The following is a 13,761-nucleotide window of genomic DNA, read 5'->3' as shown; positions in this document are numbered from 1 at the left end:
GTGCCTGCATGAACGTCCCGAACTACGTCCCCGGCCACGGCCTGCTGCGCGGCCGCTCGGTGCTGATCACCGCCGCCGCCGGTGCCGGCATCGGTTATTCCGCCGCCCTGCGCGCCGCCGAGGAAGGCTGCCGCGCGCTGATGATCAGCGACATCCACGAGGGCCGGTTGCACGAGGCGCGGGAGAAGATCCGTGCGGCGACGGGCCTGGAGCGGGTGCACGCGCAGGTGTGCAACGTGACCGACGAGGCCCAGGTGCGCGCCCTGGTGGAAGCCGCTGAGCGCGAGCTGGAAGGCGTCGATGTGCTGATCAACAACGCCGGCCTGGGCGGTTCGCGCCTGCTGGTGGAGATGAGCGACGAGGAATGGCAGCGGGTGCTGGATGTGACCCTCACCGGCACCATGCGCATGACCCGCGCCCTGCTGCCGAAGATGATGGAGCGCCAGCGCGGGGTGATCGTCAACAACGCCTCGGTGCTCGGCTGGCGCGCGCAGAAGGAGCAGAGCCACTACGCCGCCGCCAAGGCCGGGGTGATGGCCCTGACCCGCTGCGCGGCGGTGGAGGCGGCCGAGCATGGCATCCGCATCAACGCGGTGAGCCCGAGCATCGCCCTGCACGACTTCCTCAAGCGCTCGGCGCCCAAGGAGCTGCTCGACCAGCTCGCCGCCCGCGAGGCCTTCGGCCGTGCTGCCGAGGTGTGGGAAGTGGCCAACGTGATGATGTTCCTGGCCAGCGACTACAGCTCCTACCTGACCGGCGAAGTGCTGTCGGTCTCCAGCCAGAGGGCCTGAGCATGACCACCGTTTTTACTACCCCCGCCGAGCTGTTGCAGCGGGTGGGCGAACCCCTGGGCCACAGCGCGTGGCTCACCCTCGACCAGGCGCGCATCGACCTGTTCGCCGAGGCCACGGGCGACCACCAGTGGATCCACGTCGACCCGCAGAGTGCAGCCAAAGGCCCCTTCGGCGCCTGCATCGCCCACGGCTACCTGACCCTGGCGCTGGTGAACCTGTTCCTGCCCCAGTTGCTGGAGGTGCGTGGCATTTCCATGGGTGTGAACTACGGCTGCGACCGGGTGCGCTTCCCCAACGTGGTGCGTGTCGGCAGCCGCGTGCGCGGCCGCGCCGAGCTGGTGGCCGCCGAGGAAGTGAAGGGCGGCGTGCAGGCCACCGTGCGCGTGAGCGTCGAGATCGAAGGCGAAGAGCGCCCGGGCTGCGTGGTGGACACCATCAGCCGGTATTACGCGGCCTGACACGCCGCGTCTGTTTTCTGTGGGAGCGAATTCATTCGCGATGCAGCCCGCAGGGCTGCCCTGAAGAGCTGGGGCCGCTTCGCGCCCCTTTTCGCGAATGAATTCGCTCCCACAAAGAGCCCCATGAGCCCCATGAATTCGAGGACACCAGGATGAAAGAAGCCGTCATCGTCTCCACCGCCCGCACGCCCATCGGCAAGGCCTTCCGGGGGGCGTTCAACGACACCGAGGCGCCGGCGCTGGGCGGGCATGTGGTGCGCGAGGCGCTGCGCCGTGCGGGTGTCGATCCGGGCGAGGTGGACGATGTGATCATCGGCGCCGCCGCCCAGCAAGGCACCCAGGCGTACAACCTCGGGCGCCTCTGTGCCATGGCCGCCGGGCTGCCGTCGAGCGTGGCGGGGATGGCGGTGGAGCGGCAGTGCTCCTCGGGGTTGATGAGCATCGCCATGGCCGCCAAGAGCATCATCTGCGACGAACAGGACATCGCCGTCGCCGGTGGCCTGGAGTCCATCTCCCTGGTGCAGAACAAGCACAAGAACAGCTACCGCAACCAGTCCGAGGCGGTGCTGGCGCACGACCCGCGTGCCTATATCCCGATGATCGAGACCGCCGAGATCGTCGCCGAGCGCTACCGCATCAGCCGCGAGGCCCAGGACGACTACGCCTACCAGAGCCAGATGCGCACTGCCCAGGCGCAAGCGGCCGGGCTGTTCGACGCCGAGCTGGCCCCCCTGGCCACGCAGCGCCTGGTGCTGGACAAGGCCAGCGGCGAGAGCCGCCACGAGCCGGTGACCCTGACCCGCGACGAATGCAACCGCCCCGACACCCGCCGCGAGAGCCTCGCCGCACTGGAGCCGGTGTGGATGGGTGGGCAGTGGACGGGGCCTGGGCGCTGCATCACCGCCGGCAACGCCTCGCAGCTCTCCGACGGCGCCTCGGCCTCGGTGCTGATGAGCGCCCGGGAAGCGGCACGCCGTGGCCTGGAGCCTCTGGGCCTGTATCGCGGCCTGGCGGTGGCCGGCTGCGACGCCGACGAGATGGGCATCGGCCCGGTGTTCGCCATTCCCAAGCTGCTCAAGCGCCACGGGCTGAGCGTGGACCACATCGGTCTGTGGGAGCTGAACGAGGCCTTCGCCTGCCAGGTGCTGCATTGCCGTGATGCCCTGGGCATCCCGGACGAGCGCCTGAACGTCAACGGCGGCGCCATCGCCATCGGCCACCCGTTCGGCATGTCCGGCGCGCGCATGGTGGGCCATGCGCTGATCGAGGGCCGGCGCCGTGGCGTGCGCTACGTGGTGGTGAGCATGTGCATCGGTGGTGGCATGGGGGCCGCCGCCCTTTTCGAAACCCTGTGAGGAACGACCCATGATCAGCCCGCAGCAGATTCAACAGACCCTGGCGCGTTACATCGAACTGGTGGACGCCTGCGACATCGACGGCATCGTCGCGCTCTACGCCGCCGATGCCACGGTGGAGGACCCGGTGGGCAGCCCGCTGCACCAGGGGCGCGAGGCCATCGGGCGCTTCTACCGCGAGGGCCTGGGCCGCGCCAACGCCCGCGCGCGGCAGACCGGGCCGGTGGCCGCCACCCACGTCGGCAGCGGGGCGATTCCCTTCTGCGTGGACCTGGAGTGGAACGGCGGGCCCTGCTCGATCCAGGTGATCGACGTGATGGAGTTCGACGCCGACGGGCTGATCCGCTCCATGAAGGCCTACTGGGGCGAGGCCAACTTCGTGCCGAGGGATGTGTCATGAGCCTGGAGGCACGCCTCGCCCGGCTGGAGGCGCTGGAGGCCATCCGCCTGCTCAAGCACCGCTACCTCAACGCCTGCGACCTGAAGCAGGTGGAGGTGATCCGCGACTGCTTCGCCGAGGGCGCCATCAGCATCGACTACGGCCCGGTGGGCACCTTCACCGACCGTGACCGCTTCGTCGCGCTGTACCGCGAGATGGCCTGCCACGAGCGGGTGATCGACCTGCACCACGGCGCCAACCCGGAGATCGAACTGCTCGGCGAGGATGAAGCGGTGGGGCGCTGGGCGCTCTACTACTTCAACCTCGATGGCGAGACCGGCGCCACCCGGCAGCTGGGTGGGCTTTATGAGGACCGCTACCGGTGCATCGATGGGGCGTGGAAGATCGTCGAGACGGTGTTCCGGGCGCATTCGATGGTGGAGTCCGTGGCTCCGGGTTGATGGGGCTCAATTCACCCCCGCCGCATCGAGAAACGCCGGCCGCTCCCCGCCGCCATGCACGCAGAGATCCGCGCCGCTCACGTAGCTGGCCAGCCTCGATGCGAGGTACAGGCAGGTGTCGCCGATGTCCTCCGGGGTGGCCATGCGCTGCAGGGGAATGCCCGCCGCGACCCGCGCCACGCCTGCGGCATCGCCGTAGTGCAGCTCCGCCTGTTCGGTGAGGATCAACCCGGCGGTCACCGCGTTGACCCGCACCTTGGGCGCCCATTCCACCGCCAGCGAGCGGGTGAGGTTGAGCAGCCCGGCCTTGGCCGCGCCATAGGCGGCGGTGCCGGGGGAGGGGCGGGTGGCGCTGACGCTGCAGATGTTGATGATGGCGCCGCCTTCGGCCTGGCCCTGCATCACCTGGTTGGCCAGTTGGCAGAGGTTCAGCGGGGCCAGCAGGTTCAAGCGCAGGATGGATTCGGAGAAGCGCGGCGAGGCCGTGGCCGCCTCCGCATGGGGCGCGCCGCCGGCGTTGTTCACCAGCACATCCAGCCGGCCGAAGCGCTCCACCGTGCCCGTCACCAGGGCCTGCAACTGCTCGATGTCACGTACGTCGCAGGGGATGAACTGCGCGCTGCGCCCCTGGTGTGTCGGCAGGTTTTCCGGCTGCTGCCGCCCGCAGATCACCACCTCCGCCCCCTGTTGCAGGAAGCGCAGGCTGATCCCCCGCCCCACGCCCTTGCCACCCCCCGTGACCAGTACCACCTTGCCGGTGAGGTCCAGTGCATCGCCCATTGCCGCGTCCTCTTCATTTATAGGTGCGCGCAGGCTAGGCCTTGCCCGCCCCGCCGCCCACGTCCGAGGGGACTAGGTGCGTGATGAACCTGTAGGGGCGAATTCATTCGCCCAAGGGCGGCGGAGCCGCCCCGGCTAGGCCCGTTGGGCAGACCTGCGGTCTGCTTGGCGAATGAATTCGCCCCTACATGGATGTGCCAGAGCCTGTGGATAGTCGCGGTGCGGTAATCCGATGGTGGATGAGAAGAGCGTCATCCCCCCTACGCGGTGACCACCTTCGATGCGTTGTGGATGACGCCGTGCAAGTGCTTGACCCCGGTGTGATGCGCTTCGTGCCTCAGCGCATCCTACGACCGAGCCGGTAGAACCGGTGGCACCCGTAGGATGGGCTGAGCTGTGCGAAGCCCATCGCGCCCTGGCACGCAATTGCCGGCGAGCGCCGTAGGGTGGATCACGCTTCACCGATCCACCATTCGTGGCCATGCCGAACGCCATTGGTGGATGGAAAAAGCGCCATCCACCCTTGTATCTCGACTACTGCCCCACCCCAGGGGCATAGTCCCCGACTGATCATCGGGGGAGGGGCGCGAAGCGGCCCAGGGAAGCCCGAAGGGCAGACCTGCGGTCTGCATCGCGAATGAATTCGCTTGTATGTCCTAGGGTGAGACCTGTCGGGGGCGGAGGGACTGAATTCGCTTCTCCCACAGTGGGGGCGGGGTAGCGCGATGTGGGCCTGTAGGGGCGAATTCATTCGCCCAAGGGGGGCGGAGCCACCCCAGTGGCGCCGCCGTCCTGCTAGTCCTCTCGGACGATGTTGTCCGCCGGGGTGCGCCGAATAATCCCGGGACGACAACCAACCGAGGAGAGTCCCATGGGCGCGCTACCGCAAGGGCGATTCGCCACGCTGCCGGATGGCCTGCGACTGCACTACCTGGACGTGGGCAAGGGTGAGCCGGTGGTGTTCATCCATGGCAGCGGCCCCGGGGCCAGTGGCCACAGCAACTTCAAGCAGAACTACCCGGTGTTCGCCGAGGCCGGCTACCGGGTGATCGTCCCGGACCTGCCCGGCTACGGCGCCTCGGACAAGCCTGAGACCGTCTACAGCCTGGACTTCTTCGTCGCTGCCCTGCGCGGCCTGCTGGACGCCCTGGATATCCAGCGCTGCGTGCTGGTGGGCAACTCCCTGGGCGGTGCCATCGCCATCCAGCTGGCGCTGGACGAGCCCCGGCGCGTCAGCCGCCTGGTGCTGATGGCACCCGGCGGGCTGATGGAGAAGGAGCAGTACTACCTGCAGATGGAAGGCATCCAGAAGATGGGCGCGGCCTTCGCCAACGGCGAGCTGAACGATGCCGCCGGCATGCGCCGCCTGCTCGGCCTGCAGTTGTTCGACCCGGCGCTGATCAGCGACGAGACGGTCGAGGAGCGCGTGGCCGTGGTGCAGCAGCAACCGCGCTGCGTGCTCAGCACGATGCAGGTGCCGAACCTCACCGAGCGGCTGGCTGAGCTGGCCTGCCCGATCCTCGGCTTCTGGGGCATGAACGACAGGTTCTGCCCGGTATCCGGCGCGCAGACGATGATGGAGCGCTGCCGCGCCATCCGCTTCGTGCTGCTCAGCGAGTGCGGGCACTGGGTGATGGTGGAGCACCGCGCGCTGTTCAACCGCACCTGCCTGGACTTCCTCGCGGAGGGCCGGCCATGAGCGAGGTGCTGCAGCGGCTGCACGGCGAGGCGCTGTACCAGGCGCTGGTCGGCGGCCGCACCCTGGAGCCGCTGACCCAGCGCTGGCCGGAGATCACCCTCGACGACGCCTACCGCGTGTCCCTCTACGGCATGGAGCGGCGCGTGGCAGCCGGTGATGTGGTGGTGGGCAAGAAGATCGGCGTCACCTCCGAGGCGGTGCAGCGCATGCTCGACGTGCACCAGCCGGACTTCGGCTTCATCACCCGCGACATGGCCTTCGAGGACGGCGCGCAGATCTCCCTCTCCGCCAACCGCCTGATCCAGCCGCGCGCCGAGGGCGAGATCGCCTTCCGCCTCCGGCATGACCTGCAGGGCCCGGGCGTTACCGAGCAGGACGTGCTGGCCGCCACCGAGTACGTGATGCCGTGCTTCGAGATCGTCGACTCGCGCATCCACGACTGGAAGATCCGCATCCAGGACACGGTGGCCGACAACGCCTCCTGCGGCGTGTTCGTGCTCGGCCGCGAGCAGGTGGACCCGCGTGAGCTGGACCTGCCCAACCTGCACATGCGGGTGTTCAAGAACGGTGTGCAGATCAGCGAGGGCCTGGGCTCGGCGGTGCAGGGCAACCCGCTGACGGCGGTGGCCTGGCTGGCCAACACCCTCGGCGCGCTGGGCATTCCCTTCAAGGCGGGCGAGATCATCCTCTCCGGCTCGCTGGTGCCGCTGGAACCGGCCCACGCCGGTGACGATTTCTCACTGACCATCGACGGCCTGGGCAGCGCCCGGGTGTCCTTCTGCGACTGACCGGGGCACGAACATGAACAGGAAACTCAAGGCGGCCATCATCGGGCCGGGCAATATCGGCACCGACCTGCTGATCAAGATGCGTCGCTCCGACTGGATCGAGCCGGTGTGGATGGTGGGCGTCGACCCGACCTCCGAAGGCCTGAAGCGCGCCGCCGAATTCGGCCTGAAGACCACCGCCGACGGCGTCGACGGCCTGCTGCCGCATGTGCTGGACGACGACATCCGCATCGCCTTCGATGCCACCTCGGCCTATGTGCACGCGGAGAACAGCCGCAAGCTCAACGAGCTGGGGGTGATCATGATCGACCTCACCCCGGCGGCCATCGGGCCCTACTGCGTGCCGCCGGTGAACCTGCGCGAGCACGCGGCCAGGCTGGCGATGAACGTCAACATGGTCACCTGCGGCGGCCAGGCCACCATCCCCATGGTGGCGGCGGTGTCGCGGGTGCAGCCGGTGGAGTACGGCGAGATCGTCGCCACCGTGTCGTCCGGCTCGGTGGGGCCGGGCACCCGGCAGAACATCGACGAATTCACCCGCACCACCGCCGGCGCGGTGGAGAAGATCGGCGGGGCGAAGCGCGGCAAGGCGATCATCGTCATCAACCCGGCCGAGCCGCCGCTGATGATGCGCGACACCATCCACTGCCTCACCGAGGGCGAGCCTGACCAGGCGGCGATCCGCGCCTCGGTGCTGGAGATGGTGCGCGAGGTGCAGCGCTACGTGCCGGGCTACAAGCTGGTCAACGGCCCGGTGTTCGATGGTCGCCAGGTCTCGGTGTTCATCGAGGTGGAGGGGCTGGGCGACTTCCTGCCAAAGTCCGCCGGCAACCTGGACATCATGACCGCCGCCGGCCTGCGCACCGCCGAGATGTTCGCCGAAGAGGCCCACAAGGGCGCCCTGAAACTACCCGCTCGCTGATTGGAGAACCCCATGAACCTGCAAGGTAAGCACGTGCGCCTGCACGACATGAGCCTGCGCGACGGCATGCACGCCAAGCGCCACCAGATCAGCCTGGACGAGATGGTGGCGGTGGCCACCGGGCTCGACGCCGCCGGCGTGCCGCTGATCGAGATCACCCACGGCGACGGCCTGGGCGGCAGCTCGCTGAACTATGGCTTCCCGGCCCATTCGGACGAGGCGTACTTCGACGCGGTGATCCCAAAACTCAAGCAGGCCAAGGTCTCCGCGCTGCTGCTGCCGGGCATCGGCACGGTGGAGCACCTGAAGATGGCCCACGGCTGCGGCGTCTCCACCATCCGCGTGGCGACCCATTGCACCGAGGCGGATGTCTCCGGCCAGCACATCGGCATGGCGGCGAAGATGGGCCTGGACACCGTGGGCTTCCTGATGATGGCGCACATGGTCAGCGCCGAAAAACTGCTGGAGCAGGCGCGGCTGATGCAGGGTTACGGCGCCAACTGCATCTACTGCACCGATTCGGCCGGCTACATGCTGCCCGATGAGGTGAGCGAGAAGATCGGCGTGCTGCGCGACGGGTTGGACAAGGGCACGGAGGTGGGCTTCCACGGCCACCACAACATGGGCATGGCCATCGCCAACTCCCTGGCCGCCATCGAGGCCGGTGCCGCGCGCATCGACGGCTCGGTGGCCGGGCTGGGTGCGGGGGCGGGCAACACGCCGCTGGAGGTGTTCGTCGCGGTGCTGGAGCGCATGAGTGTGAACACCGGCATCGACCTCTACCGGATCATGGACGTGGCCGAGGACCTGGTGGTGCCGATGATGGACCAGCCCATCCGTGTCGACCGCGATGCGCTGACCCTGGGCTATGCCGGCGTGTACAGCTCGTTCCTGCTGTTCGCCAAGCGCGCCGAGCAGAAGTACGGCATCCAGGCCCGCGAGCTGCTGGTGGAGCTGGGCCGGCGCGGCACCGTGGGCGGGCAGGAAGACATGATCGAGGACCTGGCCCTGACCCTCTCCCGCCAACGCGGCGTACTCCCCACCTGACGTAGCCCGGGCTTCAGCCCGGGAAGGGCGGTTCGAACACCGCCCTTATCCTCACCTTTCGCTGAGAGCTGTTTCATAAAGTCAGCTGATTGATGAGGGAGGGGCTTCTGGTGTGTCCCTGCCGATCTAGCAGCTATTTGAATCGAGCCGTAAGGTGCCCCGGTGCCTTCATCCCCTAAATGCGCTGAAGCACATGCTTGCTGCTCTTTGAGCCTCCATTTGCGGTCGTCAGTGTGAGCGTGTCTTTAGATAGAGAAAGCTGCAGGCCTAGTTGCAGTTCCGGATCCTCGAATGAGATATCCGTAGGAGTCTGAAGGCTCCCGCCTAGACGTATTACGTTGGGAAGACCCAATAGGGCATATAGCTCAACAGATTCGCCCGAAGCCCCTACAACCCCTGAAAGCTGCAGTTTGTCTCCGATGTGCAACTCAATAACTTGCCCATAACCCAAGCGCCTAACCTGCAGTGATGCTTTACCGTCGTGCGATTGGTATGCCCCCACCAAGCGCTGCATGAATTCAAGGGCGGGAATACGAGTGATCATATTGGCTGCCTGGGATTGACGTTAAAGGGCGTGACCAGAGCTTTGTTGCAAGGATTGCAGGCTGCATTTCTGAGTTCTTCCCCTTGATAGGTTCTAGAACCGAGGCTGCAAAAAGTAACCGAGCAGACGAACCAATGTCATCGCGTAAGCGAGGGTGCCTCAAGGGCACTTAGGTCGTTCTCTCTGTTCAGTCCCCAACAACCACGCTGTTCGTTTTTGTCTGAGCCAGCATCCAAGGATCATTGCCAATGTCGTCCAGCGACTTCGTAGGCGGGTATGGCGGATGCCATGGCTAGCGCGTTAATGAGCAACAGCGCCCCAGCCACCCCCCGATTCCCCACCACTGATCCGAAAACCGCCCCTGGCCCGAACCCAAGCCCTGGAGCGGTTGCCCAACGGACGTATCATCGGCATCCATCCCTCAGCGAGGTACGGCCATGAAGCTCTTTCGTTGTGCGCTGCTGGCCCTGGTGGCGAGCGGTGCGATCCCCGCGCTGGCCGCCGAACCGAGCGGGCAGCAGACCATCCGCGTCATCCCCAAGACCTACGTCAGCCCCGGCGCCAGCGGCAGTGTGGACACCTACGAACGCAGCGAGCGCTACAACGTCTATGGCGGGCAGCCCGTGCCCCAGGGCACCACGCGCTACAGCACCGGGAGCGGCAGCCAGGTGATCCAGCAGCAGGGCGGGATTCGCCAGAGCACGGAGTACCCCAACGGGGTGATCATCGAGCGGACGCCGGGGCAGGGGAGTTACCAGTACCAGCAGCGCTGACGGGGGCGTTTGCGAGCTGAGAGTTTTCTTTCAGAAAGCGATGAAAGTGACTGAAGGAATTGGCCTTCGGGGATCTATAATGTGCGCCAGTTCGCACAGGCGATCTTCATCCCACTCTTCATCCGGTAGCCTCCCGTGAAAATCCGAACCGCTCTGCTCAAGGCCCTGTTCTTCTGCACCAGCCTGGCCATCGCCGCCCCCCTCGAAGCCCAGGCGGCCACCCCGCTCCGCGACCCCGCCCAGCTGCAGCTCGCCTCCGGCAGCGCCATGCTGGTGGACCTCGCCACCGGCAAGCTGATCTACGCCAACAACCCCGACCTGGTGGTGCCCATCGCCTCGGTGACCAAGCTGATGACCGCCCTGGTGGTGCTCGAAGCCAAGCAGCCGCTGGACGAGATCATCAGCGTCGACATCAGCCAGACCAAGGAAATGAAGGGCGTCTATTCGCGGGTGCGCGTGGGCAGCCTGGTGAGCCGTCGCGACATGCTGCTGATGGCGCTGATGTCTTCCGAGAACCGCGCGGCGGCGAGCCTCGCCCACCACTACCCGGGCGGCTACGGCGCCTTCATCGCGGCGATGAACGCCAAGGCCCGCGCCCTGGGCATGAAGCACACCCGTTATGTGGAGCCCACCGGGCTGTCGCTGAACAACGTCTCCACCGCCCGCGACCTGGTCCAGCTGCTGCTGGAAAGCCGCAAGTACCCGCTGCTGAGCCAGATGAGCACCACCAAGGAAAAGACCATCACCTTCGTCAAGCCGCGCTACAGCCTGGGCTTCAGCAATACCAACCACCTGACCCGCAAGAGCGACTGGGACATCGAGCTGACCAAGACCGGCTTCACCGACGAGGCCGGCCACTGCCTGGTGATGCGCACCCGCATGGGCAACCAGCGGGTCGCCATGGTGCTGCTGGACGCCTTCGGCAAGTACACCCACTTCGCCGACGCCACGCGCATGCGTCGCTGGGTCGAGACCGGCAAGGGCGGCCCGATCCCCGAGGCGGCCAAGGCCTATCGCCAGCAGAAGGACGCGGCCCGTCGCCAGCAGATGGTCGCCTCGCCCAACTGAATCAGGCGCGCCAGTCCTCTTCGCTACGGTCTTCCTTCAGGCCGTAGCGAATGTACAGCCGTACACCCAGGTGCAGGCCCACGGCCAGCAGCACCCATCCCCACCCGCCCAGCGACAACCCTTCCATGACGGCCTCCTGACGAAACGGCCTACAGCCTAGCCGGTAGGCGTCGGCAGGGCTACGCGGCAGGGGACCGGTGATAGCGGTTTCGGGACGCAATATCTCGAAGCACTCCGCCTGCGCGGCACGCGGAGGACTGGCGTTAGAGTGCGCCCCATCGTCCATTGCGACCTTGGAGGCCCACCATGAACACCCGTGGATTGCTCGACCAATTGCTCAAGTCCGGCCAGGACCTGCTGCAGAAGAAGGCCGGCGGCAAACCGTCCGGCATCGGCGGCGGCCAGCTCGGCAGCCTGCTCGGTGGCGCGGGCGGTGGTGCCCTGGCTGCCGGTGCGCTGGGCCTGCTGCTGGGCAACAAGAGTGCGCGCAAGCTCGGCGGCAAGGCGCTGACCTACGGCGGGCTCGCCGCCCTGGGTGTGCTGGCCTACAAGGCCTACAGCAACTGGCAGGCCAACCAGCCCACTGCGCCCCAGGGCGAGCCCCGCACCCTCGATCGCCTGCCGGCGCCCCAGGCCGAGCAGCACAGCCAGGCCATCCTCAAGGCCCTGGTGGCGGCGGCCAAGGCCGACGGCCATGTGGACGCCCGCGAGCGGCAACTGATCGAGAGCGAACTGGCCCGCCTGACCGACGACCCCAGCCTGCGCGGCTGGCTGGAAACGGAGCTGAACAAGCCGCTGGACCCGTCCGAAGTGGCCCGCGCGGCCACCACCCCGGAGATGGCGGCCGAGATGTACCTGGCCAGCGTGCTGATGGTGGACGAGGAGCACTTCATGGAGCGCGCCTACCTGGACGAACTGGCGCGGCAGATGCGCCTGGAACCGGGGCTCAAGGCGGAGCTGGAAGCCCAGGTGCGGGACGCCCAGGTCAGTTGACGGCGGGGCCTGCGGCGATGTGCACCGCTTCGTCTTCGTCATGCAGGAAGGCCCGGTTGCGGCCTTCCCGCTTGGCCCGGTAGAGCGCCTGGTCGGCGCGTTCCATCACCTCTTCCAGGCGATCCCCGTCCCGGGGCCACAGGGCCCCGCCGATGCTGCAGCCGATGCCCAGGGTGCGCCCCTCCAGCAGCATCGGCTCACCCAGCACCTGCAGCGCCCGCTGGGCGACCCGGCTGATGTGGCTCAGGCCGTCGTCCTGCTGCAGCTGCAGCACCATCAGGAACTCATCCCCGCCCAGGCGCGCCACCAGGTCCCCGTCCCGCAGGCAGCCGCGCATCCGCTGGGCGGCCTCGCGCAGCACCAGGTCGCCGACGGCGTGGCCGTGGGTGTCGTTGATCGGTTTGAACCCATCCAGGTCCAGGTAGAGCAGCCCCAGCGCGCCGCCGGCCACGTGGCAGCGTTGCTGCAGCCGGGGCAGGTGCTTCTCCAGTGCGGCGCGGTTCGGCAGGCCGGTGAGCGGGTCGTGATGGGCCTTGTTCTCCAGCAGGCCGAGGGTGAGCTGCTGCTGGGTGAGGCTTTCCACCAGGTGGGCGATGGATTTGCTCAGCGTGCGGATCTCCCGGGTGCCGGTGCCGGAGGGGATGACGGCGATTTCCCCGGCGCTGAGGCGGTCCGCCGCGTCGGCGATGTGCTGCAGCGAGCGCGTCACCCGGGCCGCCAGCACCCAGCCGAGAACGGCGAAGAAGATCGCCAGCGCGCCGCCCCAGAGGTAGATCTCCCGCTGCAGGGCATGGGCGGGGGCGAAGGCTTCTTCTTCCGCCTGGCGGGTGACCACGATCCAGCCGAGGCCGGGGTAGTCGCGGTAGCCGTGGCTGGGGGCGAAGCCGGTGAGGTAGCGGCGGCCGTCCGGCCAGCGCTGCACGCTCCAGAAGCTCTTGCGCGCGTTGATGCTGGCCAGGGCCGGCAGCTCCAGCTTCTGACCGATGCTGCTCGCCGGGCCCAGCAGCACGCTGTGGTCGCTGCTGAGGATGAAGAACTCCACCCGGCGGTGGACCTGCATGGGCTCGATCAGCGCGCGGCGCACCTCGTCGGCCCAGGACCAGGACAGGTGCGAGGCGAGCACGCCAACGGTGCGTCCGTCCTGCCCCTTCACCGGCAGGGCGATGTCGACGAACTTCATCGCCTCCCCGGTGGGGTTGGGCAGCAGCTTGGCCAGCAGCACGGCCTCGTGCACGTCACCGATGAAGCGGCCCTGGATGCCGCGCTGGTAGACCGGCCGCTGGGCGATGTTCACCCCTTCCAGCACGCCGTTGCTGGAGGCCAGGACCAGGCCGCCGGGGTCGGTGAAGCCGATCCAGGCGATGTCCGGCAGCTCGTGCTGCAGGCTGTCCAGCAGGGCGCGGACCTGGCGGATGTCGTCCGGCTGGCGGAGGGCCTGCAACTCGCTGATGACCTGCAGCAGGCGGGCGCGGTTGTCCATGTCGCGGTCCAGCCGGTCGACCATCTGGAACGACAGCTCCGCCAGTCCCTGGCCGAATTCCTCGCCCATGCGCTCGCCGGAGCGCTGGCCGATCAGCGTGCCGAGCAGCCAGCTCAGGGCACACACCAGCAGGGCGACGGACAGGGCGATGCGGCTACGCAGGCTGTGGGGGCGACGCATGGGGAGGATCTCCGGGCGATGACTGCGGGCGAGCCGGCCG

The 13,761-nt window shown here is 67.7% G+C and carries 15 protein-coding genes; 12 read left to right on the top strand and 3 right to left on the bottom strand.

All coding sequences use genetic code 11. The features are described from left to right. Positions 1-8: 8 nt before the first annotated feature. The 5 genes from FBY21_RS13385 to FBY21_RS13365 all read left to right on the top strand — a co-directional run bounded on the left by FBY21_RS13385 (position 9) and on the right by FBY21_RS13365 (position 3,447). The gene (locus FBY21_RS13385) at positions 9-791 is read left to right on the top strand and encodes an SDR family oxidoreductase (protein WP_142011608.1); all 783 of its coding nucleotides are present in this window, start codon (positions 9-11) and stop codon (positions 789-791) included. A gap of 2 nt (positions 792-793) precedes the next feature. Continuing rightward, positions 794-1,252: a MaoC family dehydratase gene (locus tag FBY21_RS13380; protein WP_142011605.1), complete on the top strand. Its 459-nt coding sequence runs from the start codon at positions 794-796 to the stop codon at positions 1,250-1,252. A gap of 152 nt (positions 1,253-1,404) precedes the next feature. Next, positions 1,405-2,607: an acetyl-CoA C-acyltransferase gene (locus FBY21_RS13375; RefSeq protein WP_142011602.1), complete on the top strand. Its 1,203-nt coding sequence runs from the start codon at positions 1,405-1,407 to the stop codon at positions 2,605-2,607. Between the two features lie 10 nt (positions 2,608-2,617). After that, the gene (locus FBY21_RS13370) at positions 2,618-3,007 is read left to right on the top strand and encodes a nuclear transport factor 2 family protein (protein ID WP_142011600.1); all 390 of its coding nucleotides are present in this window, start codon (positions 2,618-2,620) and stop codon (positions 3,005-3,007) included. Next, on the top strand, positions 3,004-3,447 hold the full coding sequence (locus FBY21_RS13365) for a nuclear transport factor 2 family protein (protein WP_142011598.1): 444 nt from the start codon (positions 3,004-3,006) through the stop codon (positions 3,445-3,447). The genes FBY21_RS13370 and FBY21_RS13365 overlap by 4 nt, the downstream gene beginning before the upstream one ends. 6 nt (positions 3,448-3,453) lie before the next feature. On the opposite strand, the gene FBY21_RS13360 is transcribed toward FBY21_RS13365, so the two are convergent. Further along, positions 3,454-4,227 (bottom strand): SDR family oxidoreductase, encoded by a 774-nt coding sequence (locus tag FBY21_RS13360; protein ID WP_142011596.1) that lies wholly within the window; start codon positions 4,225-4,227, stop codon positions 3,454-3,456. Positions 4,228-5,098: 871 nt separating this feature from the next. Between FBY21_RS13360 and FBY21_RS13355 the strand changes: the two genes are divergently transcribed. The 6 genes from FBY21_RS13355 (at position 5,099) to pbpG (ending at position 11,068) form a co-directional block, all read left to right on the top strand. Continuing rightward, positions 5,099-5,926, top strand: coding sequence for an alpha/beta fold hydrolase (locus tag FBY21_RS13355; protein ID WP_142011594.1), 828 nt, complete (start codon positions 5,099-5,101; stop codon positions 5,924-5,926). Further along, positions 5,923-6,714, top strand: a complete 792-nt coding sequence (locus tag FBY21_RS13350) for a fumarylacetoacetate hydrolase family protein (RefSeq protein WP_142011592.1) — start codon at positions 5,923-5,925, stop codon at positions 6,712-6,714. The genes FBY21_RS13355 and FBY21_RS13350 overlap by 4 nt, the downstream gene beginning before the upstream one ends. Positions 6,715-6,727: 13 nt before the next feature. After that, a complete protein-coding gene (locus FBY21_RS13345) occupies positions 6,728-7,636 on the top strand; it encodes an acetaldehyde dehydrogenase (acetylating) (RefSeq protein WP_142011590.1) in 909 nt (302 codons plus the stop codon). Between the two features lie 12 nt (positions 7,637-7,648). Continuing rightward, positions 7,649-8,683, top strand: coding sequence for a 4-hydroxy-2-oxovalerate aldolase (dmpG, locus tag FBY21_RS13340; protein ID WP_142011586.1), 1,035 nt, complete (start codon positions 7,649-7,651; stop codon positions 8,681-8,683). Between the two features lie 981 nt (positions 8,684-9,664). Beyond that, positions 9,665-10,000, top strand: a complete 336-nt coding sequence (locus FBY21_RS13335; protein WP_142011584.1) for a hypothetical protein — start codon at positions 9,665-9,667, stop codon at positions 9,998-10,000. A gap of 135 nt (positions 10,001-10,135) precedes the next feature. Further along, a complete protein-coding gene (gene pbpG / locus FBY21_RS13330; RefSeq protein ID WP_142011581.1) occupies positions 10,136-11,068 on the top strand; it encodes a D-alanyl-D-alanine endopeptidase in 933 nt (310 codons plus the stop codon). 1 nt (position 11,069) lies between these two features. Here the strand turns inward: pbpG and FBY21_RS29945 are convergent, their stop codons facing one another. Beyond that, on the bottom strand, positions 11,070-11,195 hold the full coding sequence (locus FBY21_RS29945) for a hypothetical protein (RefSeq protein ID WP_256548389.1): 126 nt from the start codon (positions 11,193-11,195) through the stop codon (positions 11,070-11,072). 179 nt (positions 11,196-11,374) lie between these two features. Between FBY21_RS29945 and FBY21_RS13325 the strand changes: the two genes are divergently transcribed. Next, a complete protein-coding gene (locus FBY21_RS13325; protein WP_044413129.1) occupies positions 11,375-12,061 on the top strand; it encodes a tellurite resistance TerB family protein in 687 nt (228 codons plus the stop codon). On the opposite strand, the gene FBY21_RS13320 is transcribed toward FBY21_RS13325, so the two are convergent. Next, entirely contained in the window at positions 12,054-13,721 is a 1,668-nt protein-coding gene (locus FBY21_RS13320; RefSeq protein WP_142011579.1) for a diguanylate cyclase domain-containing protein, read from the bottom strand. The two genes, FBY21_RS13325 and FBY21_RS13320, sit on opposite strands and share 8 nt — an antisense overlap. Positions 13,722-13,761: the final 40 nt, after the last annotated feature.

It is taken from the genome of Pseudomonas sp. SLBN-26 (assembly GCF_006715895.1).
GTDB classification, from domain to species: domain Bacteria; phylum Pseudomonadota; class Gammaproteobacteria; order Pseudomonadales; family Pseudomonadaceae; genus Metapseudomonas; species Metapseudomonas otitidis.
The sequence above is the reverse complement of the archived record's forward strand: the minus strand, read 5'-3'. Positions and strand labels throughout refer to the sequence as shown.

What these genes read in the sequence shown, in the direction of transcription:
- FBY21_RS13380 (WP_142011605.1), top strand. Translation starts at nt 794, where the DNA reads ATGACCACCGTTTTTACTACCCCCGCCGAGCTGTTGCAGCGGGTGGGC.
- FBY21_RS13385 (WP_142011608.1), top strand. Translation starts at nt 9, where the DNA reads ATGAACGTCCCGAACTACGTCCCCGGCCACGGCCTGCTGCGCGGCCGC.
- FBY21_RS13325 (WP_044413129.1), top strand. Translation starts at nt 11,375, where the DNA reads ATGAACACCCGTGGATTGCTCGACCAATTGCTCAAGTCCGGCCAGGAC.
- dmpG (WP_142011586.1), top strand. Translation starts at nt 7,649, where the DNA reads ATGAACCTGCAAGGTAAGCACGTGCGCCTGCACGACATGAGCCTGCGC.
- FBY21_RS29945 (WP_256548389.1), bottom strand. Translation starts at nt 11,195, where the DNA reads ATGGAAGGGTTGTCGCTGGGCGGGTGGGGATGGGTGCTGCTGGCCGTG.
- FBY21_RS13345 (WP_142011590.1), top strand. Translation starts at nt 6,728, where the DNA reads ATGAACAGGAAACTCAAGGCGGCCATCATCGGGCCGGGCAATATCGGC.
- FBY21_RS13365 (WP_142011598.1), top strand. Translation starts at nt 3,004, where the DNA reads ATGAGCCTGGAGGCACGCCTCGCCCGGCTGGAGGCGCTGGAGGCCATC.
- FBY21_RS13335 (WP_142011584.1), top strand. Translation starts at nt 9,665, where the DNA reads ATGAAGCTCTTTCGTTGTGCGCTGCTGGCCCTGGTGGCGAGCGGTGCG.
- FBY21_RS13375 (WP_142011602.1), top strand. Translation starts at nt 1,405, where the DNA reads ATGAAAGAAGCCGTCATCGTCTCCACCGCCCGCACGCCCATCGGCAAG.
- FBY21_RS13360 (WP_142011596.1), bottom strand. Translation starts at nt 4,227, where the DNA reads ATGGGCGATGCACTGGACCTCACCGGCAAGGTGGTACTGGTCACGGGG.
- FBY21_RS13350 (WP_142011592.1), top strand. Translation starts at nt 5,923, where the DNA reads ATGAGCGAGGTGCTGCAGCGGCTGCACGGCGAGGCGCTGTACCAGGCG.
- FBY21_RS13370 (WP_142011600.1), top strand. Translation starts at nt 2,618, where the DNA reads ATGATCAGCCCGCAGCAGATTCAACAGACCCTGGCGCGTTACATCGAA.
- FBY21_RS13355 (WP_142011594.1), top strand. Translation starts at nt 5,099, where the DNA reads ATGGGCGCGCTACCGCAAGGGCGATTCGCCACGCTGCCGGATGGCCTG.
- FBY21_RS13320 (WP_142011579.1), bottom strand. Translation starts at nt 13,721, where the DNA reads ATGCGTCGCCCCCACAGCCTGCGTAGCCGCATCGCCCTGTCCGTCGCC.